Below are 22,195 nucleotides of genomic sequence, written 5' to 3' on the forward strand. Positions count from 1 at the left end.
ATGAAGATTGTAATTGCACCAGATTCATTTAAGGAAAGCTTGACTGCTGAAGAGGTGGCTGAAGCTATTAAAAGAGGCTTCCAACAATCGATAGCAGATGTAGAATGTCTCCTCTGTCCTGTTGGTGATGGTGGCGAAGGTACAGTAGATGCTATTCGACATTCTATTGACCTTGAAGAAAAATGGATCCAAGTGACAGGACCTTTTGGACAAAAAGAAGAAATGCGCTATTTTCAAAAAGGGGAACTGGCTCTATTTGAAGTTGCCGACTTGGTTGGCCTTGGAAAGATTCCGATAGAGAAACGAAATCCACTTCAAATCCAAACTCGTGGTATCGGAGAGTTGATTCGCCATCTAATTGCTAAAGGGATTAAAGATATCTATATCGGTGTTGGTGGCACGGCCAGTAATGACGGAGGAATTGGGATTGCTGCTGGTTTAGGTTATCGATTTTATGATAGGGATGGAAATGTCTTGCCGGCTTGCGGTCAGTCCTTATTAAACTTAGCATCGATGTCAACAGAAAATCGCTATGAAATTCCTGAAGATGTTCAAATTCGTATTTTAGCAGATGTCGTGAGTCCCTTATGTGGTCCTCAAGGTGCGACCTACACTTTTGGCAAACAAAAAGGTTTACATCCTACTATGTTTGCAGTCGTAGATCAGGCAATCCAAGATTTTTATGAAAAAGCCTCATCTGTAACATTGGAAATTAAAGGAGCAGGAGCTGGTGGAGGCATTGCTGGCGGTTTGTGTGCCTTTGCTCAGGCAAATATCGTGTCTGGAATTGATACGTGCCTGGACTTGATCAACTTTGATAAGAAAGTTTCAAATGCTGACTTGGTTATTGTTGGAGAAGGAAGACTAGATTGTCAAAGCTTTGCTGGGAAAGCGCCTATAGGCGTAGCAAAAAGAACCCCTGTCGGAGTTCCTGTCATTGCTATTTGTGGTAGTCTTGCTGAAGATTTACCTTCCCTACCATTTGAAAATATCCAAGCGGCTTTTTCAATTTTGGAGAAAAGTGAACCTCTAGAAGATAGTTTGAAAAATGCCCGTCTCTATTTGGAGCACACGGCTGCCAATATAGGACATTTATTAAATATGCACAAGATTTAGCCAAACCATTTCTTCCAGATGGATGTTTTGGCTGGTTCTTCCTTTTTATCTTCCCAAAGTTTTGCAAAAGCAAGTCGAAGGTCCTTTTCTTCTACTTGTACTGGTGCATTGCTATGAATAATCAGGCCAAAAGGAGAAGAAGTATGCTCATCAGATACAATGGTAGCTTGACTATCAGTTTCTTTAGCTTCTTTTAAGTAGAAAACTTGTTTGTCAAATTCGATATTTGGTGAAATCTTCACAAATAGTGGCTCTGCTTTTTCCTGAAGGTTTTCTAAAATAGATAAAAAACCTTTTTCTAACTGAGGGCTATTTGCTGTGTCAATATCTGCATATCCAAGAATTCTTTCCTCAAAAGTGCCAAGATAGCGTCTTTGCTCATCCGGATTTAATTTTGGCCCACCATGAGCTTTTTCAAGTAATTGTTTTGATAAATCTGTCATGAAAACAGTATATCATAAAAGTTAGAATAAAACAGACAAAAGAAAGCGATTACTTTATAAAGTTAAGGAAAATTTGCACAAAGATAACGTTTTTTCTTGAAAAAGGAGGGGTTTTAAGGTATTATAGAGGTGTAAAAAATTTAACTCATAAGGAGAGTAAAAAATGTCAATTATTACTGATGTTTACGCTCGCGAAGTCCTAGACTCACGCGGTAACCCAACACTTGAAGTAGAAGTTTACACTGAATCAGGTGCTTTCGGACGTGGTATGCTTCCATCAGGAGCTTCTACTGGTGAACACGAAGCAGTTGAACTTCGCGACGGTGACAAATCTCGTTACGGTGGTCTTGGTACACAAAAAGCTGTTGACAACGTAAACAACATCATTGCTGAAGCTATCATTGGCTACGATGTACGTGATCAACAAGCTATCGACCGTGCTATGATCGCTCTTGACGGTACTCCTAACAAAGGTAAATTGGGTGCAAACGCAATCCTTGGTGTGTCTATCGCTGTAGCTCGTGCTGCTGCTGACTACCTTGAAATCCCACTTTACAGCTACCTTGGTGGATTCAACACTAAAGTTCTTCCAACTCCAATGATGAACATCATCAACGGTGGTTCTCACTCTGACGCTCCAATCGCTTTCCAAGAGTTCATGATCTTGCCAGTTGGTGCGCCAACATTCAAAGAAGCTCTTCGTTACGGTGCTGAAATCTTCCACGCTCTTAAGAAAATCCTTAAATCACGTGGTTTGGAAACTGCCGTAGGTGACGAAGGTGGATTCGCTCCTCGTTTCGAAGGAACTGAAGACGGTGTTGAAACTATCCTTGCTGCGATTGAAGCTGCTGGATATGTTCCAGGTAAAGACGTATTTATCGGATTTGACTGTGCTTCATCAGAATTCTACGATAAAGAACGTAAAGTATACGATTACACTAAATTTGAAGGTGAAGGCGCTGCTGTTCGTACATCTGCAGAACAAATCGACTACCTTGAAGAATTGGTTAACAAATACCCAATCATCACTATCGAAGATGGTATGGATGAAAACGACTGGGATGGATGGAAAGCTCTTACTGAACGTCTTGGTAAGAAAGTACAACTTGTTGGTGACGACTTCTTCGTAACAAACACTGACTATCTTGCACGTGGTATCCAAGAAGGTGCTGCTAACTCAATCCTTATCAAAGTTAACCAAATCGGTACTCTTACTGAAACTTTTGAAGCTATTGAAATGGCTAAAGAAGCTGGTTACACTGCCGTTGTATCACACCGTTCAGGTGAAACTGAAGATTCAACAATCGCTGACATCGCAGTTGCAACTAACGCAGGACAAATCAAGACTGGTTCACTTTCACGTACAGACCGTATCGCTAAATACAACCAATTGCTTCGCATCGAAGACCAACTTGGTGAAGTAGCTGAATACCGTGGATTGAAATCATTCTACAACTTGAAATAATAATCGTTGATTTAACAACGTTTTAAGCCCCTCGGCTTTTATCCGAAGGGCTTTTTTTCTGTTCAGGGGGCAAAAAAGGGGCAGTGTTTATGGTATAATAGACAAAAATACGTGAATTAGAAAGAAATTATGTCTAAAGAAATTGATATTGAGTATTACCACCAGCTAGCCTTGCAAAAGCAAAAGGAGCACCGTAAAATTTTAGCAAATCTAAAGAAAAAACCACCAAAAAATCTAGATAAGATAGCTCAACAGATTCACCAAGAAGTTTTTACGGAGATTGATTGTACGGCCTGCGCCAACTGTTGCAAGACATTGGGGCCTGACTTTAAAGAAGCGGATATTACACGAATCGCCAAGTATTTTAAGATGAAATTACCAGCTTTTGAAGCAGAGTTTTTGCAAGTAGATGAAGATGGTGATAAGGTTTTTAAATCCATGCCTTGTCCCTTTCTGGGAGGAGATAATCTCTGTTCCATCTATGAAGTTCGTCCAAAGGCCTGTCGTGAATTTCCTCATACAGATCGCAAAAAGATCCATCAAATCAACCATTTGACGATTAAGAATACTTTGACCTGTCCAGCAGCCTATCTCTTTGTTGAGAAATTAAAGGATAAGTTATAGAGATTTAAAGGATAAAAAATCTCTAATAATAACTAGAGATATGAAGGGAGTACTCCTGTGCCTAGACCGAAAACAAAAGAGGAGCTAATGCTGGCCTCTAAGGAAAACTATGAAAAGCTCAATCGTTTGATCTCCCAACTAAGTGAAGATGAGCTACAGACTCCATTTGATTTTTCAAGAGAGCCAAAGAAAAAAGAAGCTCACTGGAAAAGGGATAAAAATCTACGGGATGTCTTGATCCATCTTTATGAATGGCATCAGTTGCTTTTGACTTGGGTTCATTCTAATCAAAAAGATCACGAAAGACCTTTTCTCCCTGAACCTTATAATTGGAAAACTTATGGGGAAATGAATGTCGCTTTTTGGAAGAAGCACCAGAAAACGTCTTTAGAAGAAGCGACTAGACTCCTAGAACAATCACATAGAGAGGTTTTAGAGTTGATAGAAGTTTTTAGCAATGACGAACTCTTTACCAAAGGTGTCTATAAGTGGACTGGCGGAACAAGTCTAGGTTCTTACTTTGTTAGTAGCACGTCAAGCCACTATGATTGGGCTCTGAAAAAACTCAAAGCTCATCAGAGAAATTGTAAGAATAGCTAGTTGAAGTGCTATTGAAATTCACCAAAGGTCCTTCTAAGCTTCGAATAGCTTCATTATCGTCATTTTTGGACTATTCTAGCTTTAGAATTCTTCAAAAATTAAAATTTAAGGCAATCAATGGCTTAGAATAGTGCGAAAACATTTAGTTTATAGGAATTCTAGGTCTAGAATTATATATATATTTATGAAGATAGGATGTTCGATAGTTAGGATTGTTCTATTCTGAAAGATTTGAGCTGTCAATTGTATAGGATAGTAGTTTGCCAATGAATTTTGAAAATTAGAGGGGATAAAAAGAATCTTGACATTATTAGTTTCTTGCATTATAATGAGATTACATACCGTTAGTATGTTGAAAAGGAGTTATAATGGCAAGGAATAGAAACTCACATGAAACTAGAAAAAAAATATTAGAAGTTTCGAAAGATTTATTTTTAGAAAAAGGATTTGATAATACCTCAATACAAGATATAATCGATGGGTTAGGTGGATTGACAAAAGGTGTTATTTATCATCATTTCGAGTCTAAAGATGAAATATTGCAATCAATCATTAGCGAAAATAATCAGGAAATTTTAAATTACAATTGGAGAGGAGATACTGCATTAGAAAAAATACAAAATTCTTTGATGGATGCGTTCTCTAATTTAGAACAACAAAGGCTTGTATACTCAGCTTCAATTATGTTAAGAAGTCCACGTTTATTAGGTGAACAGTATCTAAATTTATTTTCTGATTTTTTACCAGGGATTAGAGAAAAAGTTTTCGAAGGTGTTGAAGATAAATCAATTAAAACAGAATATCCAGAAGAGCTAGCTGATTTGATTGTTTTAACATTGAATATTTGGATTGGGTTCCAAATTTCTATTTATTCAGTAGAAGAATTAAAGCGTAAAATGAATTTCATTAAACTTACTTTTGAAGGACTAGGGGTGCAGTTGATTTCTGATGAAATGATGGAGGTGATTTTCAACTTATTTGATCACTTAAAAAGTGCCAAATAAGTTTTACATATAGATATTTTTTAAAATACCATATTCTAGATATGGTATTAAAAATTCTATTATACATACCTTTAGTATGTTTCTTTTTTTAATTTTTTACATACCAGAAGTATGTAAAATGCTTTTTAAATAGTGTAATTAATATTAACAAAATTTTTTGGAGGAAATAATCTATGTTGTCGCTTATTAAAATTGAATTAAATAAAGTTTCTAAATCTAAATTATTTTTAGCCTGGTTGTGTACTATATTTATAGTGTTAGGTATTACAGCAATCATTATTATGGGTTTAGGTACTGACAATAAACTAGGAGAATTCACTGGACAGGATTCTAATGTTATTAGAATTACTGGTAAATGGGAAGGTTGGGCAATTGTAGCTTCATTGTTTTCATATTTATTTACAAAAGTAGCATTTTTGATTTTCGAATCTTATTTATTATCTACGATTATTATTGATGAATTTAAACGAAGAACAATTTTTCAGTTGTTTTCTTACCCTATTTCTAAAATAAAGTTACTTTGGGGAAAAATTCTTTCAGTCATTCTAATAGCATTTATTGCCCATTTTTCTGCACATTTAGTGATTCAATTATTCATTAGATTCATGGCTGTTGTAACTGAATCAAATTATATCCCAGTAGCGAATCAAATGATTAACTTAGCTGGAATTACGGTTGGAACAGTATTAATCGGAATACTACCTTTTGTTTTAGGTATGATTAGGCATTCAATAGCTATAACAATGCTTTCAGGACTTGGTTTAGCAGCGTTACTTTCGAATGTAAGTCCAGGAGGTTTATCTAATAATATTGCTGATAACTTATTCTTTTTGATATTTGCAAGTTTCATAAGTTTAATGATTACTTCATTTTCAATTTCTAATATTTCAAGACAAGATATTAGTATCAAGTAGCATACCTGAGTTTAATTGAAGGAAAGTGATAATTCCTTAATGATTTATATAAAAAAAGAGACTGTATAAGTTAGTATTTATGCTCCGGGAGAAAAATTCTTGCATTTAAAGCTAGATATAGAAAGAGAGATAGAAATGAGAAATATTGTTGAAATAAAAGAAGTTTTTAAAACAATTGATAAAGAAGAAATTTTAAGTGGTATCAACCTTCAAATTGCTGAAGGAGAAATCTATGGATTTTTAGGACCAAATGGCGCAGGGAAAACAACTTTAATGAAATGTATGTTATCCTTATCAACTGTTACATCTGGTAGTATTGAAATCTTTGGAAAAAATTTACAAGATCACAGAGAGGAGATTCTAAGTCAGGTTGGAAGTGTTATTGAAACACCAATTTTTTATGAAAACCTCACAGCAAAAGAAATTTTGGAAATTCACGCGCAATATATGAGGAAAAATATTACCGAATCAGATATAATAAGAGCCTTAAGGATGGTCGGATTAAAAAATACGACTAAAAAAGTAAAAGAGTTTTCGTTAGGAATGAGACAGAGACTTGGTTTAGCTCGGGCTTTCCTAACAAAACCTAAATTGTTAATTTTAGATGAACCAATCAATGGTTTAGATCCAATAGGAATTCAAGAAATTCGGAATCTTTTGTTGTCTCTTTCTAAGGAATGTGGTGTTACAATATTCATCTCAAGTCATATTTTATCGGAAATTTCACAGATAGCAGATAAGATTGGTGTTATCAAAAATGGACAAATGCTAGAACAGGTCTCTATGAAAGAGCTTAGGAGAGAGAATATTGACTTAGAAGAATATTTTATGTCACATTTTCTAAATGAAATTTAAGAATTATGAGGTAGATTAGGAATGAAACAATTGACAAAGTACCATAAGAAGTCTTTTTATACTTTCATGATTTTTAATATACTAGTTCCTTTAACTAATATTGCTTTTGCTTATTCTATTAAAATTATAATTGATAGTGGAATGTCCCAAAATAGGGAAGCTCTAACCCAAGCGATACTAATAGGTGCTATCGTAATATTTATCTATGCCAGTCTTAATTTTATATCCCTTCGATTAAGAAATAAACTTGTTAGGCAGATTATGTCAAGATACAAAAATAAGGTGTTTAAATCTATTTTAGATAGGGATTATAGAGAATTTTCTAAGGAAAAATCAGGGAAATTTATTTCAATATTAACTGAGAACATGAAGAAAATTGAGCAGGATTATTTGCACCAATATTTTAATATTTCAAAAAATATTTCCTTAATGATTTTCTCACTAGTAGCCATGTTTATAGGTAATTGGTTTTTGACCTTATTAGTTATCATTGCTAGCATTATTCCTATGATGATTTCAGGATTTATTGGACAAAAATCAGCCTCTCTACAAAATAGCTCTATGATAGCCGATCAGAAATATTTAGCTAAGGTTAAAGATATTTTAGCAGGATTTCTAGTTATAAAGAGTTTTAATGTGAAAGAGGCTATCGGTAAAGATTACAAAAACGAAAGTGAAAAATTGGATGAGATATATTTCATCAAAGGGAAATTTGATGTTTTATCTAATGTTATTTCTCAACTTTCAGGGATGATTGTTTTTTTAGTAGCCTTTGGTGGAGGAATGTATCTGGTCTTCGGTGGGCATACCACAATTGGGAGTGTTACAGCTATTGTTCAACTAGTCAATTTTGTAGTAATGCCACTAAATGAAATTGGTATGGGAATGAGTAAATTCCGTGAAGGTCAGGCTACACTGAATTCATTTGAGGTAAAAGAGGTAATCGAACTTCAAACTGGTAAAACGAAAGAATATTTTGATGATGTCATTTCTTTTTCAAATGTAGATTTTTCCTACCCTAATGCTGAGAAAAAGATTTTTAATAATTTATCTTTGCAGATCAAAAAGGGGGAAAAAATTGCAATAGTAGGTATGTCAGGTAGTGGAAAATCAACTTTACTCAATCTATTACTGCGTTTCTATGATGTAACAAGTGGGTATATCTCAATTGATAATCAAGATTTGCAAGCTATTTCAGCAGAGAGCCTTTATAACTTAATGACTATTGTTCAGCAAGATGTTTATATCTTTGATGATACTTTAAGAGCAAATATTACTCTTAATCAATTCTTCACTGATGAGGAAATTAGGCAAGCTGTCCAGCAGTCAGGTTTAGAAAGTTATGTTTTAGATAATGAATCTGGTTTACAAGCTTTATGTGGAGAGAATGGATCAAATTTATCTGGCGGACAAAAACAAAGAGTTAGTATTGCGCGTGCCTTGATTCGAAAAACACCAATCTTATTATTGGATGAGGCTACTTCGTCTTTGGATAATCAAGTAACTACTGAAATTGAAAGTTCAATCTTGGATATTCAAAATTTGACTGCACTTGTAGTAACCCACAAGTTGAATGAAAACATTTTGAAAAGATACGATAGAATTCTCTTTATGAAAGCAGGCGTCATTGTTGAAGATGGTTCTTTTTGTGACTTGATGGATAGGAGAGGTGAGTTTTATAAGTTGTTTGAGTTGAGTGTGTAGTGCTACCAGAATAAAAAGAGGATGAAAATCTTTAATCTTAAGTTGTTTTTCAATAATATTATGGTTGTATAAACAAAGGGAATTTGAGAATTAAAAAGTGACTAAAAAAGAATGCTAAATAATATTAATCTGTAAAATACAACTCATCGAATATGATTAAATGGTAAATATCAATTAAATTGAAAATTTTATAGTGTTATAATATAATTAAACCATAAGAGCAAGAAGGTTGTGCTTAAAAAATAATCTTAGTATAACTTATCTCTGACAAATATTTAGATTTTAGAGCTGTTTAATTTTAAGCAGTCATTATTTTTAATCATTAGGGGCTTCAAAGGAGAATATTTAAAATGAAACATTTTTTTGCAGGAATTGGTGAGATAAGATTTAGTAGTTATCTATTGTCTCTATGTGTAGGACTAGCCCCTCTTTTTCATATCTATGTAATAGGCTCTGAAATGAGTTTTGTGAAAATAGTATTATCTATTTTGGGAGTTATATTTGTAGCTATTTTAACTATTGCTCGAATTTATAGAAGATTTTTTTATAATTCACTAGAATAGTATGTGTTAGTTAATCAATTGGAACTATTATTTTTGTTATACTTTACCACTTTTAAGTTTTTACATTAAACAACCGAATGAAGTGAAAGTTGTTTATTTTAGAAAGGAAAACTCTCAAATTGTCCTACAAATTTCTACTTTTCGATCTCGACCACACTCTTCTTGATTTTGATGCTGCTGAGGATGTGGCTTTGACGCAACTTCTAAAAGAAGAAGGGGTTGCAGATATTCAGGCTTATAAAGACTATTATGTCCCTATGAACAAGGCTCTCTGGAAGGACTTAGAGCAAAAGAAAATCAGTAAACCAGAGCTGGTTAACACGCGCTTTTCTCGTTTATTTGCTCATTTTGGACAGGAAAAAGACGGTAGTTTTCTAGCCCAACGTTACCAGTTTTACCTATCCCAACAGGGGCAAGCTTTTTCAGGTGCTCATGAACTTTTAGATAGCCTCATCGAGCGTGATTATGACTTATATGCTGCGACAAATGGGATTACTGCCATTCAGACAGGACGTTTGGCTCAATCGGGTCTGGCACCATATTTCAATCAAGTCTATATCTCTGAACAGTTGCAAACACAAAAGCCTGATGCTCTCTTTTATGAAAAAATCGGTCAACAGATTGCTGGATTTAGTAAAGAAAAGACGCTGATGATTGGAGATTCTCTAACCGCAGACATCCAAGGTGGCAATAATGCTGGGATTGACACTATCTGGTACAACCCTCATCACCTCGAAAATCACACACAAGTCCAGCCGACTTACAAAGTCCATTCTTACCAAGACTTGTTGGATTGCTTGGAACTACTTTAAACATGTCAAAATAAAGTGTAGAGTGGTATTGAAATTATGGAAATTTAGATTACAAGGCTTTTTTTGAAAGCGCTTTATATATATTTGACAGATTTTATTTATTCAGTTATAATTGTATATAGATAAAAATATAAACAGAAAGAAGGAGATTGTCATGTGCAGTTGAGTTATTTATGAATATTAATTCCAATAGTTGTGGTTTATTTAGGAGAAAGAATATGAGTAAATTAACTAAAAAATTAAGTATTGGTGTCATTTTTTTGTCATTATGTGGTTTTAACGAATATGTATATGCTATGGAGGAATCTATAGATAAAAATGAAATGAGAGTTTGGGAAAAATCTGTTTTAGAAGATATAAATTCTGAAACTCCCATAGGTGACTGGAAAACAATGGATAGAGCTGCACATGGAGGATGGACCTGGAGAGATGGTGTTATTTGCATAAGTGATTCATATGCGATAACTCCTCTTTTTAATAATGGGCATGCTGGAATTGTAGCAGCTGACCCTTACTATTATGCAACGATTGAATCTAATCCAGGCACAGGGGTTCAAGTTGTATATGGGAATTGGACAAATCGTTTTAGCGGTAGTACTGTTTATCAAATAGGTGTTAAAAAAACAAGTATTCAAGATGATCAAAATGTTGCATATTGGGCTGCTAGACAAATCGGAAAACCTTACAACCATGAATTTTTCAATATTAATACTAGAAATAAATTTTATTGTTCTCAGTTAGTTTGGGCAGGATATAAAGATGTAACAGGAGTAGATATTGGTACTTGGGATTGGGGTTATGCTATCCATCCGTTTGAGCTACTTAAATCGAGTGAAACAGTATTGATATATAGGAATAAATGAGTATGAAATTGAAAAAAAGAATGATAGCTTTGGGCCTTTTGTTGATTGCAATAAGTGCTTGTTTCTACCTTATTTGTTTAAGTGCCTGTCAGTTAAATAAGGAAAATTCAGTAGATAATTTTAAAATGGCTATCTGGACTAGCGATAAAATAGCTGTATTTAATGATTATGATTTAAATGAGTTCAATGGAAATATAGCTAGAAAAGAAAAATACATCTATTGGGCAGAAAGTTTTTCGGAAGCAGGATCTTATTCAACTGCAAAAACAAAAGATACACCAAATCTGAAAAGATATGTATCTAGAATTAATAAGGAAAATTTAAGTGAAAAATTTAAAGTAGCAGAAGGGAATGATGCATATGCATCCATAACTGATGGAGATTATTTATATGCAACTGCTGTCTTTACAGATAGAATTGAATTTTATAAATATGATAATAATTTAGATGTTGTCACTAATGTTACCGTGAAAAATGATGATCAACTAAATGCCAGTCAACAGTTTGTTATTGTAGATAATTATTTATACTTACTTGTAAGCACACTGGATTTATCAACTCATGTTCCTAATACAGAAATTTGGAAAATGGATAAAGAATTCAACATCGTCGAAAAATATAATCTAGACGAACCATCTGCATATATGAGAATGGTTAATGTAGATGATGTCTTGTATATTGTGGAAGCACTTAGTGGGCGTAATTCTAATGGGGAATATCAGTCAGGAAATAAATTATTGGTTTTTGATTTAAAAAGTCAAAACAAGAATTATATCGATATTCCTGATAAGTATCCAACTAATATTCACTATGATTTAAAAAATAATCAATTGATTATAGAGAATGATGGTTTGAATAATGGCGAATTCTCCTTTACTACTGTCAATTTAGATAATTTAGAAAAAGATATTATTCATCTGGAAGGTTTTAGTACAGAAAATTACACTTCACCTTATTTTACATTTAAAGATAACTTCTATTATTTTTTATTCAATGATTCTCTTGTTAAATATAATATTGCTAATAAAAATCAAACGGTAATTAATCTAGAAAATTATAAGATAAAAGATGCACATTATTTAATTGTTAGATAGTTTATTGATGTTGAAAAGCATAATGATAGTATTTTAAAATTTATTGGCTATCTTTCTGATTCGTCGATTTGCTGTAGCGTGGCTTCTATAAGAGTTGATTATTATAAACAAAAAACAAGTGATGAGTTTAAGTCAAGCGTCAATAAGGTAATGAATAAACGCCTTCTATTATAAATTTTTTACAAAATTTCTCGAATGTTTGTAGATACTGTAAAAAGTGGTTTAGAAAGCCACTTTTTGCTATAATAGAGGCAGTAAAAACGAAGGAGTTGGCTATGGAACACTCGTCTTGGCATGCTTTGATTAAGGCGCAATTACCTGAGGGTTATTTTGGGAAAATCAATCAGTTTATGGAGCAGGTCTATGCTCAGGGGACTATTTATCCACCCAAGGAAAAGGTTTTTCAGTCTCTCTTGACAACACCGCTTGAAGACGTTAAGGTGGTGATTCTAGGGCAAGATCCCTATCACGGGCCAGGTCAAGCGCAGGGCTTGAGTTTTTCTGTTCCTGACTCTATCCCAGCTCCGCCATCCTTGCAAAATATCTTGAAAGAATTAGCAGATGACATCGGAGTTAAGAAATCTCATGATTTAACGTCTTGGGCTGAGCAAGGAGTCTTGCTTCTCAATGCTTGCTTGACGGTTCCTGCTGGGCAGGCCAATGGTCATGCTGGGCAGATATGGGAGCCTTTTACGGATGCTGTGATTCAGGTGGTTAATCATTTAGATAGACCAGTTGTTTTTGTACTCTGGGGAGCTTATGCACGCAAGAAGAAGACCTTGGTTACCAATCCTCATCACCTGGTTATCGAATCAGCCCATCCCAGTCCTTTGTCGGTTTATAGAGGATTTTGGGGTTCCAAGCCTTTTTCCAAGGCCAATGCATTCTTAAAAGAAACAGGACAAGAGCCAATCGATTGGCTTAGATAAGGAGAAAATATGCCTCAGTTAGCGACAATTTGCTACATTGATAACGGGAAAGAACTGCTCATGCTTCATCGCAATAAAAAGCCAAATGATGTCCATGAAGGGAAATGGATTGGTGTGGGTGGTAAGCTGGAGCGTGGTGAGACTCCACAGGAATGTGCAGCGCGTGAAATCCTCGAAGAGACAGGACTGAAAGCCAAGCCAGTTCTAAAAGGTGTTATCACTTTTCCTGAATTTACACCAGATTTAGACTGGTACACCTATGTTTTTAAGGTGACAGAGTTTGAAGGGGACTTGATTGACTGCAATGAGGGAACGCTAGAATGGGTTCCCTATGACGAGGTTTTGAGTAAGCCAACTTGGGAGGGTGACCATACCTTTGTTGAGTGGCTTTTAGAGGACAAACCCTTCTTTTCAGCCAAGTTTGTTTATGATGGGGACAAATTGTTGGATACCCAAGTTGATTTCTATGAATAAAGGAGAAAGCAGATGCTACTAATCAAAAATGGTCGTGTAATGGATCCCAAGTCTGGTTTGGATCAAGTGTGTGATGTCTTGGTTCAAGATGGGAAAATTGTCAAAATTGCGCCTGAGATTAAAGAAGAAGGGGCAGAGGTGCTTGATGCTACTGGTCTTGTAGTTGCGCCTGGTTTGGTTGATATCCATGTTCATTTCCGTGAACCTGGTCAAACACATAAAGAAGATATTCATACCGGTGCCCTAGCAGCCGCTGCAGGTGGTTTTACAACTGTTGTCATGATGGCTAATACTAGCCCAACCATTTCAGACGTGGAGACTTTGCAAGAAGTTCTCCAGTCAGCTACCAAAGAAAAGATTAATGTTAAGACGGTTGCGACCATTACTAAAAACTTTAATGGCCAAGATTTGACAGACTTTCAGGCACTTTTAGAAGCTGGTGCGGTTGGTTTCTCAGACGACGGTATCCCACTTGAAAGTAGTAAAGTTGTCAAGGAAGCCATGGAGGAAGCTAAAAAGCTTAATACCTTCATTAGTCTTCATGAGGAAGATCCAGGTTTGAATGGAATTCTTGGATTTAACGAAAATATTGCTAAAGAACATTTCCATATCTGCGGTGCTACTGGGGTGGCTGAGTATGCTATGATGGCGCGTGATGTCATGATTGCCTATGCAACCAAGGCCCATGTTCATATTCAGCATTTGTCTAAGGAAGAAAGTGTTAAAGTAGTGGAGTTTGCTCAGGGGCTAGGTGCGCAAGTCACAGCAGAAGTAGCGCCACAGCATTTCTCTAAGACAGAAGCACTTCTTTTGACACAAGGTAGCAATGCTAAGATGAATCCACCGCTTCGTTTGGAATCAGACCGTCGTGCCGTGATTGAAGGTCTCAAGTCAGGTGTCATCACAGTTATCGCGACTGACCACGCGCCTCATCATGCAGATGAGAAAAATGTCGAAGATATTACCAAAGCGCCATCTGGTATGACTGGCTTAGAAACATCCCTATCTCTCGGATTGACTTATTTGGTGGAAGCTGGTGAGTTAAGCTTGATGGAATTACTTGAAAAAATGACATACAACCCATCCAAGCTTTACAACTTTGAAGCAGGTTACTTGGCTGAGAATGGTCCAGCTGATATCACTATTTTTGACGCTAAGGCTGACCGCCTTGTGGACTCCCATTTTGCTTCCAAAGCAGCCAATTCACCATTCATCGGTGAAACCTTAAAAGGGCAGGTTAAATATACCATCTGTAAGGGACAAATTGTCTATCAAAACTAGGTGGGAGTCTGCTCTGTAAACAAAAAGAATAGAGAGTCTATATGTACCAAACCCGTCATTTTAAAGACAAGTTTATCTTATTTTTAAAGATATTTTTCCCTATCCTGATTTATCAATTTGCAAATTATTCTGCCTCCTTTGTTGATACGACTATGACTGGCCAATACAATACCATGGACTTGGCTGGTGTATCTATGGCCACCAGTATCTGGAATCCTTTCTTTACATTCCTAACAGGGATTGTGTCAGTCTTGGTACCTATCATTGGTCACCATCTTGGACGAGGAAAAAAGGAAGAGGTTGCGTCTGATTTTTACCAGTTCATCTATCTGGCCTTGGCGCTATCTATGGTCTTGCTGGGGATGGTACTTTTCCTGGCACCACCAATCTTGAATCATATTGGGCTAGAAGCACCAGTAGCGGCAGTAGCAGTTCGTTATCTCTGGTTTTTATCTATCGGGATTATCCCCCTTTTGCTCTTTAGTGTCATTCGCTCCTTGCTGGATTCGCTGGGATTGACCAAACTGTCCATGTATCTCATGCTTTTATTACTTCCTCTCAATAGTGGATTTAATTATCTCTTGATTTTCGGAGCCTTTGGTGTTCCAGAACTGGGAGGTGCTGGTTCTGGTTTAGGTACTTCCTTGGCCTACTGGGTCTTACTGGGAATTTCTGTACTGGTTCTATTTAAACAGGAGAAGCTCAAAGCCCTACATCTTGAGAAACGAATTCCGCTTAATATGGATAAAATCAAGGAAGGAGTTCGTTTAGGTCTGCCTATTGGGGGAACTGTCTTTGCGGAAGTAGCTATCTTTTCCGTGGTTGGCTTGATTATGGCTAAGTTCTCGTCCTTGATTATTGCTAGTCACCAGTCAGCTATGAACTTTTCAACTCTCATGTACGCCTTTCCTATGAGTATCTCATCGGCTATGGCTATTGTTGTTTCCTATGAAGTGGGAGCCAAGCGATTTGATGATGCGAAAACCTATATTGGTCTAGGAAGATGGACAGCTCTCATTTTTGCAGCCTTCACCTTATCCTTCCTTTATATTTTTAGAGGAAATGTGGCTAGTCTTTATGGTAACGACCCAGAATTCATCGATTTGACAGCTCGTTTTTTGACTTACAGTCTTTTCTTTCAGTTAGCAGATACCTTTGCAGCACCGCTTCAGGGAATTTTACGGGGTTATAAGGATACAGTGATTCCTTTTTACCTTGGTTTGGTTGGTTATTGGGGTGTAGCAATCCCAGTAGCTATGGTCTTTGATTCCCTAACAGATTTTGGAGCTTATTCTTACTGGATCGGTTTGATTATTAGTCTAATCGTGAGTGGGGCGCTCTATCGGTGGCGTTTAACTGTGATTATGAAGAGATTTGAATCTTTAGTAAAATCTAAACGCTAAAAAGTTTGTGAAAAAATATTCTTGATAAGGAAATCCCTTATTCCTATGGGGTTTTCTTTTTTATTTTGTGAAATTTCTTTTAGAAAAACTTTGACAGTGCTTTCTAAAAACGGTAAAATAGTAAGGTAAGAAGAAAGTTAGAAAGGCAAGAAGATGTCGACTTTAGATAAAAATCTTTTGCTAGAAATGTTCCGTAAGATGGAAGAAATCCGTCGTATGGACTTAAAAATTGCGCAATTAGTAAAGAAAGGAAAAGTGCCAGGAATGACGCACTTTTCTGTTGGAGAAGAGGCAGCTAACGTGGGTGCTATGTTAGCTCTCAATCCAGATGATCTGATCACATCAAACCACCGTGGTCATGGACAAGCTATTGCCAAAGGGATTGACCTCAACGGAATGATGGCTGAAATCCTTGGTAAATACACTGGAACCTGTAAAGGTAAAGGTGGTTCTATGCATATTGCTGACCTTGATGCTGGTAACCTTGGTGCAAATGGTATCGTAGGTGGTGGTATGGGAATCGCTGTTGGTGCAGCCCTCAGTCAGCAAATGCAAAATACCGGTAAAATCGTTGTCTGCTTCTTTGGAGATGGTGCGACCAATGAAGGTGTTTTCCACGAAGCAGTGAACATGGCTTCTATCTGGAACCTGCCAGTCATTTTCTATTGCATTAATAACGGTTATGGAATCTCTGCGGATATCAAGAAAATGACTAATGTAGAACATATCCATCAACGTAGTGCTGCTTACGGAATTCCTGGAATGTTCATCGAAGACGGTAACAATGTCATTGACGTCTATGAAGGATTTAAGAAAGCTGTTGATCATGTTCGCAGTGGCAATGGTCCAGTCTTGATTGAAAGTGTAACTTATCGTTGGCTCGGTCACTCATCATCTGACCCTGGTAAATATCGTACGCGTGAAGAAGTGGAATTGTGGAAACAAAAAGACCCGATCGAAAACCTTCGCAAGTACCTCATTGAAAACACTATTGCAAGTGCCGAAGAATTGGAAGAAATCCAAGCGCAAGTAAAGGAAGCAGTAGAAGATTCTGTTAAATTTGCAGAGGAAAGTCCATTCCCACCGCTTGAATCAGCATTTGAAGATATTTACGCAGACTAAGGAGAAAGAGATAAAATGGAAACAAAAACAATGTCCTTCCGTGACACCATTATCCTTGCTATGTCTGAGGAAATGCGTCGCGATGAAAATGTGTTCTTGATGGGAGAAGACGTTGGTGTCTTCGGAGGAGACTTCGGTACTTCTGTTGGAATGCTTGAAGAATTTGGTCCAGAACGTGTTCGTGACTGTCCGATTTCTGAAGCTGCCATCTCTGGAGCAGCGGCAGGAGCAGCCATGACAGGACTACGTCCAATCGTCGATATGACCTTTATGGACTTCTCGGTCATTGCCATGGACAATATCGTCAACCAAGCTGCTAAAACACGCTATATGTTTGGTGGTAAGGGACAGGTTCCAATGACAGTCCGTTGTGCAGCTGGTAACGGAGTTGGTTCTGCCGCCCAGCACTCGCAATCACTAGAGTCTTGGTTTACTCATATTCCTGGTCTTAAGGTTGTGGCACCAGGTACACCTGCGGACATGAAAGGATTGCTTAAGTCTTCTATCCGTGATAATAACCCTGTTATCATTCTTGAGTACAAGTCAGAATTTAACCAAAAAGGCGAAGTACCAGTTGATCCAGACTACACAATTCCACTTGGAGTCGGCGAAATCAAACGCGAAGGAACGGATGTAACAGTTGTTACTTACGGAAAAATGCTTCGCCGTGTAGTTCAAGCTGCTGAAGAATTAGCAGAAGAAGGAATTTCAGTTGAAATTGTGGACCCACGTACCCTTGTACCGCTTGATAAGGATATCATTATTAACTCAGTTAAGAAGACTGGTAAGGTTGTTCTGGTCAACGATGCCCACAAAACAAGTGGCTATATCGGAGAGATTTCAGCAATTATTTCAGAATCAGAGGCATTTGACTATCTAGATGCACCAATCCGCCGTTGCGCAGGAGAAGATGTGCCAATGCCTTACGCACAAAACCTAGAAAATGCAATGATTCCAACAGTTGAAAGCATCAAAGATGCCATCCGTAAAACCTATAACAAAGAATAGAATTACATAAGATAAATTATGTAAAAACGTATCTTGTCACAAGAAGTGTTGGTTCGAAAATAACCGACGAAAGATATAGTAAGTCTACAAGGTTGGCCACCTGATAGCGTCGACCGTAATAACTTGAGATACATTTCGTATCCAACTTATTTGTAAAGTTGTGACATGAGAGAGTCGAATCGATAATATTCGACGAATGAATTAGTAAGTCTACAAGGTTGACCGCGTAATAGTGGCAACCGTAGCAACTTGAGATGCATTACGTATCCAAGTTACTTGCAAAGTTGCGACAGGAGGGAGTCGAATCGATAATATTCGACGAACGACTTAGTAAGTCTACAAGGTTGACCGCCTGATAGCGGCAACCGTAGTAACTTGAGACACGTTCCGTGTCCAAGTTACTTGTAGAGTTGAACACGGGCTAAAAGCTCGGAAAAAAGATAAATCTCCTTGGCTTCATCGAAGCCCGCGTAGATTTCCTATTTTTCAGTCGCTTTTAACGCCCTTAGTATCATATAATTGAACTCGGGCTAAAGTCTGTGTGAAAAAGATAAACTTTCCTAGAAACTAAAGTTTCTTCGTCAAGTTTCCTATTTTCACTTTGACTTTTGACGCCCTTAGTATCTTATAATAGAATTGGAGAGGTCATGGCTGATGACAAGCTAAGAGCGACTCCTGCAGCTAGAAAGTTAGCGGATGATCTAGGGATCAACCTTTACGACGTTTCTGGCTCAGGTGCAAACGGTCGTGTCCACAAAGAAGACGTGGAAACTTATAAAGACACAAACGTGGTTCGCATTTCGCCACTTGCAAAACGAATTGCCCTCGAACATAATATTGCTTGGCAGGAAATCCAAGGAACTGGTCATCGTGGTAAAATCATGAAGAAGGATGTTTTGGCCTTGCTTCCTGAAAATATCGAAAACGATACCATCAAGTCCCCTGCTCAGATTGAAAAAGTGGAAGAAGTTCCTGATAACGTAACACCATACGGTGAAATAGAACGTATCCCGATGACACCAATGCGTAAGGTTATTGCCCAACGCATGGTTGAATCTTACTTAACTGCGCCAACCTTCACCCTCAACTATGAAGTTGAGATGACTGAAATGTTGGCTCTTCGTAAGAAGGTTCTTGAGCCAATCATGGAAGCAACTGGGAAGAAGACTACTGTAACAGACCTTCTTTCACTTGCAGTTGTTAAGACTCTTATGAAACACCCATACATCAACGCTTCATTGACAGAAGATGGCAAGACCATTATCACTCATAACTATGTCAACCTTGCCATGGCAGTTGGGATGGATAATGGATTGATGACACCTGTTGTTTACAATGCTGAGAAGATGAGTCTTTCAGAACTGGTTGTAGCCTTCAAGGATGTTATTGGTCGTACCTTGGATGGCAAATTGGCTCCAAGTGAACTTCAAAATTCAACATTCACAATCAGTAACTTGGGAATGTTTGGCGTTCAGTCCTTTGGTCCTATCATTAACCAACCAAACTCAGCTATCCTTGGTGTCAGTTCGACAATTGAGAAGCCAGTTGTCGTCAATGGTGAAATTGTGATTCGCCCTATCATGAGCCTAGGATTAACCATTGACCACCGTGTCGTAGATGGTATGGCTGGTGCTAAGTTTATGAAGGACTTGAAAGAGTTGATTGAAAACCCAATCTCAATGTTGATTTAAGAGCAAGAGTATTCATTTTTAAGATATAGATAAAGGAAGGAAGACATGGCCTTAGAAGTAATTATGCCAAAAGCCGGCGTGGATATGATAGAAGGACAAATCGTCCAATGGAATAAAAAAGTCGGAGAATTTGTAAAAGAAGGAGAGATCCTTTTAGAAATCATGACTGACAAAGTCAGCATGGAATTGGAAGCCGAAGAAGACGGTTACTTGATTGCTATCCTCAAAGGAGATGGTGAAACTGTCCCTGTAACGGAAGTTATCGGTTACCTTGGCGAAGAAGGGGAAAATATCCCAACAGCTGGAGCCGTAGCGCCAGAAGCTAGCCCAACACCTGCAGCTAGTGCCTCAAACGACGATGGTAAGAGCGATGATGCCTTTGATATCGTTGTGATTGGTGGAGGTCCTGCTGGATATGTGGCAGCCATTAAAGCAGCTCAACTCGGTGGTAAGGTTGCCCTTGTTGAGAAATCAGAACTCGGTGGAACCTGCTTGAACCGTGGTTGTATTCCAACCAAGACCTACCTTCATAACGCTGAAATCATCGAGAATATCGGTCATGCCGCAAACCGTGGTATCGTAATCGAAAATCCAAACTTCACTGTAGATATGGACAAACTCCTTGAAACCAAGTCTAAGGTTGTTAATACCTTGGTTGGTGGTGTTGCAGGACTTCTTCGTAGCTACGGAGTTACTGTTCATAAGGGTATCGGTACTATTACTAAAGACAAGAATGTCTTGGTAAATGGTTCTGAATTGCTTGAAACCAAGAAAATCATCCTTGCTGGTGGTTCAAAAGTCAGCAAAATCAACGTCCCTGGTATGGAATCTCCACTTGTCATGACCAGCGACGACATCCTTGAAATGAATGAAGTGCCAGAAAGCCTTGTTATCATCGGTGGTGGAGTTGTTGGTATCGAACTTGGTCAGGCCTTCATGACATTTGGTTCAAAAGTGACTGTTATCGAAATGATGGACCGTATCGTGCCAGCTATGGATGCAGAAGTTTCTAAGAATCTTCGCTTGATTCTTGAGCGTAAAGGAATGACCATCTTGACTGGTACTAAACTGCAAGAAATCATCGAGGAAAATGGTCAACTTCGTATCAAAGTTGAAGGAAAAGACGATATCATCGCAAATAAAGCTCTTCTTTCAATCGGTCGTGTGCCGGATCTTGAAGGTATTGGCGATGTTGAGTTTGAATTGGATCGTGGTCGCATCAAGGTCAACGAATATATGGAAACTTCTGTTCCAGGTATATACGCACCAGGTGACATCAACGGTACGAAGATGTTGGCTCACGCAGCTTTCCGCATGGGTGAAGTTGCCGCTGAAAATGCTCTTAAAGGAAATCATGCTGTAGCCAAGTTGAACTTGACTCCTGCAGCTATCTACACTCTTCCTGAAGTAGCAGCAGTAGGTTTGACAGAAGAACAAGCCCGTGAGAAATACGATGTTGCCATCGGTAAGTTCAACTTTGCTGCTAACGGTCGTGCCATTGCATCGGATGCTGCTCAAGGTTTCGTAAAAGTCATCGCTGATAAGAAATACGGAGAAATCCTTGGTGTTCATATCATCGGTCCTGCAGCTGCAGAATTAATCAACGAAGCGTCAAGCATTATTGAAATGGAAATCACTGTTGAAGAAATGCTGAAGACTATCCATGGACATCCAACCTACTCTGAAGTGATGTACGAAGCATTTGCGGATGTTTTAGGAATGGCTATCCATTCACCTAAGAAAAAATAAAAGAAAGATAGAATAGACTGGAAAGGTATTTTCCAGTCTCTATCGTATAAAGGGATATCATGAAATACATTATCAATCATTCAAACGACACTGCCTTTAATATTGCCTTGGAAGAATATGCCTTTAAACACCTTTTGGATGAGGATCAAATCTTCCTACTTTGGATTAACAAGCCATCTATCATTGTCGGGCGTCATCAGAATACTATCGAAGAAATCAACCGTGATTATGTTCGAGAAAATGGTATTGAGGTGGTCCGCCGTATCAGCGGTGGTGGAGCTGTTTACCACGATTTAAATAACCTCAACTACACGATTATTTCAAAAGAAGATGAAAACAAGGCTTTTGACTTTAAGAGCTTCTCAACTCCAGTTATCAATACCCTGGCTCAACTTGGGGTTAAAGCTGAGTTCACAGGTCGTAATGACCTTGAGATTGATGGTAAGAAATTCTGTGGCAATGCACAAGCCTATATCAATGG

At 37.5% G+C, this 22,195-nt stretch carries 22 protein-coding genes; 21 read left to right on the forward strand and 1 reads right to left on the reverse strand.

Going from position 1 to position 22,195, the window contains the following annotated elements; genetic code table 11:
* Complete coding sequence (locus FJN11_RS04560) at window positions 1-1,116, forward strand: glycerate kinase (RefSeq protein ID WP_125430155.1); 1,116 nt, start codon at window positions 1-3, stop codon at window positions 1,114-1,116.
* On the opposite strand, the gene FJN11_RS04565 is transcribed toward FJN11_RS04560, so the two are convergent.
* Complete coding sequence (locus FJN11_RS04565) at window positions 1,113-1,559, reverse strand: YueI family protein (protein ID WP_140224178.1); 447 nt, start codon at window positions 1,557-1,559, stop codon at window positions 1,113-1,115. The genes FJN11_RS04560 and FJN11_RS04565 overlap by 4 nt on opposite strands.
* A gap of 163 nt (window positions 1,560-1,722) precedes the next feature.
* Here FJN11_RS04565 and eno point away from each other — a divergent pair, with 163 nt between their 5' ends.
* The 20 genes from eno to FJN11_RS04665 form a co-directional block, all read left to right on the forward strand.
* Window positions 1,723-3,024 (forward strand): surface-displayed alpha-enolase, encoded by a 1,302-nt coding sequence (gene eno, locus FJN11_RS04570; protein WP_140224179.1) that lies wholly within the window; start codon window positions 1,723-1,725, stop codon window positions 3,022-3,024.
* 129 nt (window positions 3,025-3,153) lie between these two features.
* The gene (locus FJN11_RS04575; protein WP_061589742.1) at window positions 3,154-3,648 is read left to right on the forward strand and encodes a YkgJ family cysteine cluster protein; all 495 of its coding nucleotides are present in this window, start codon (window positions 3,154-3,156) and stop codon (window positions 3,646-3,648) included.
* A 57-nt stretch (window positions 3,649-3,705) separates the two neighbouring features.
* On the forward strand, window positions 3,706-4,248 hold the full coding sequence (locus FJN11_RS04580) for a ClbS/DfsB family four-helix bundle protein (protein WP_140224180.1): 543 nt from the start codon (window positions 3,706-3,708) through the stop codon (window positions 4,246-4,248).
* A 368-nt stretch (window positions 4,249-4,616) separates the two neighbouring features.
* Window positions 4,617-5,252: a TetR/AcrR family transcriptional regulator gene (locus FJN11_RS04585; protein WP_049510724.1), complete on the forward strand. Its 636-nt coding sequence runs from the start codon at window positions 4,617-4,619 to the stop codon at window positions 5,250-5,252.
* Between the two features lie 173 nt (window positions 5,253-5,425).
* Window positions 5,426-6,166, forward strand: a complete 741-nt coding sequence (locus FJN11_RS04590; RefSeq protein ID WP_140224181.1) for an ABC transporter permease — start codon at window positions 5,426-5,428, stop codon at window positions 6,164-6,166.
* 135 nt (window positions 6,167-6,301) lie between these two features.
* Window positions 6,302-7,021 carry an ABC transporter ATP-binding protein gene (locus FJN11_RS04595; RefSeq protein ID WP_140224182.1) on the forward strand — a complete coding sequence of 240 codons (720 nt, stop codon included), beginning with the start codon at window positions 6,302-6,304 and terminating at the stop codon, window positions 7,019-7,021.
* Between the two features lie 21 nt (window positions 7,022-7,042).
* The gene (locus FJN11_RS04600) at window positions 7,043-8,725 is read left to right on the forward strand and encodes an ABC transporter ATP-binding protein (protein ID WP_140224183.1); all 1,683 of its coding nucleotides are present in this window, start codon (window positions 7,043-7,045) and stop codon (window positions 8,723-8,725) included.
* Between the two features lie 350 nt (window positions 8,726-9,075).
* The gene (locus FJN11_RS04605; protein ID WP_049510720.1) at window positions 9,076-9,288 is read left to right on the forward strand and encodes a hypothetical protein; all 213 of its coding nucleotides are present in this window, start codon (window positions 9,076-9,078) and stop codon (window positions 9,286-9,288) included.
* Window positions 9,289-9,407: 119 nt separating this feature from the next.
* Window positions 9,408-10,100 (forward strand): pyrimidine 5'-nucleotidase PynA, encoded by a 693-nt coding sequence (pynA, locus tag FJN11_RS04610; RefSeq protein WP_140224184.1) that lies wholly within the window; start codon window positions 9,408-9,410, stop codon window positions 10,098-10,100.
* 218 nt (window positions 10,101-10,318) lie between these two features.
* Window positions 10,319-10,963, forward strand: coding sequence for a YiiX/YebB-like N1pC/P60 family cysteine hydrolase (locus tag FJN11_RS04615; protein WP_042751211.1), 645 nt, complete (start codon window positions 10,319-10,321; stop codon window positions 10,961-10,963).
* Window positions 10,964-10,965: 2 nt separating this feature from the next.
* Complete coding sequence (locus tag FJN11_RS04620) at window positions 10,966-12,057, forward strand: hypothetical protein (protein WP_235228651.1); 1,092 nt, start codon at window positions 10,966-10,968, stop codon at window positions 12,055-12,057.
* A gap of 275 nt (window positions 12,058-12,332) precedes the next feature.
* Window positions 12,333-12,986 (forward strand): uracil-DNA glycosylase, encoded by a 654-nt coding sequence (locus tag FJN11_RS04625; RefSeq protein WP_042751210.1) that lies wholly within the window; start codon window positions 12,333-12,335, stop codon window positions 12,984-12,986.
* Between the two features lie 9 nt (window positions 12,987-12,995).
* Entirely contained in the window at window positions 12,996-13,460 is a 465-nt protein-coding gene (locus FJN11_RS04630) for an NUDIX hydrolase (RefSeq protein ID WP_001135768.1), read from the forward strand.
* Between the two features lie 12 nt (window positions 13,461-13,472).
* Window positions 13,473-14,741: a dihydroorotase gene (locus FJN11_RS04635; protein WP_140224185.1), complete on the forward strand. Its 1,269-nt coding sequence runs from the start codon at window positions 13,473-13,475 to the stop codon at window positions 14,739-14,741.
* A 41-nt stretch (window positions 14,742-14,782) separates the two neighbouring features.
* Window positions 14,783-16,144, forward strand: a complete 1,362-nt coding sequence (gene pdrM / locus FJN11_RS04640; RefSeq protein WP_140224186.1) for a sodium-coupled multidrug efflux MATE transporter PdrM — start codon at window positions 14,783-14,785, stop codon at window positions 16,142-16,144.
* 153 nt (window positions 16,145-16,297) lie between these two features.
* The gene (locus FJN11_RS04645) at window positions 16,298-17,266 is read left to right on the forward strand and encodes a thiamine pyrophosphate-dependent dehydrogenase E1 component subunit alpha (RefSeq protein WP_140224187.1); all 969 of its coding nucleotides are present in this window, start codon (window positions 16,298-16,300) and stop codon (window positions 17,264-17,266) included.
* Between the two features lie 15 nt (window positions 17,267-17,281).
* Window positions 17,282-18,274 carry an alpha-ketoacid dehydrogenase subunit beta gene (locus tag FJN11_RS04650; RefSeq protein ID WP_000448714.1) on the forward strand — a complete coding sequence of 331 codons (993 nt, stop codon included), beginning with the start codon at window positions 17,282-17,284 and terminating at the stop codon, window positions 18,272-18,274.
* Between the two features lie 647 nt (window positions 18,275-18,921).
* Window positions 18,922-19,965, forward strand: coding sequence for a dihydrolipoamide acetyltransferase (locus FJN11_RS04655; protein ID WP_140224188.1), 1,044 nt, complete (start codon window positions 18,922-18,924; stop codon window positions 19,963-19,965).
* Window positions 19,966-20,010: 45 nt separating this feature from the next.
* Window positions 20,011-21,714 (forward strand): dihydrolipoyl dehydrogenase, encoded by a 1,704-nt coding sequence (gene lpdA, locus FJN11_RS04660; RefSeq protein WP_140224189.1) that lies wholly within the window; start codon window positions 20,011-20,013, stop codon window positions 21,712-21,714.
* A 59-nt stretch (window positions 21,715-21,773) separates the two neighbouring features.
* Window positions 21,774-22,195 (forward strand): lipoate--protein ligase family protein (locus tag FJN11_RS04665; protein WP_140224190.1); only part of this gene is annotated, 422 nt, incomplete at its 3' end.

The sequence above is a fragment of the Streptococcus symci genome, from assembly GCF_006385165.1.
Taxonomy (GTDB): domain Bacteria; phylum Bacillota; class Bacilli; order Lactobacillales; family Streptococcaceae; genus Streptococcus; species Streptococcus symci.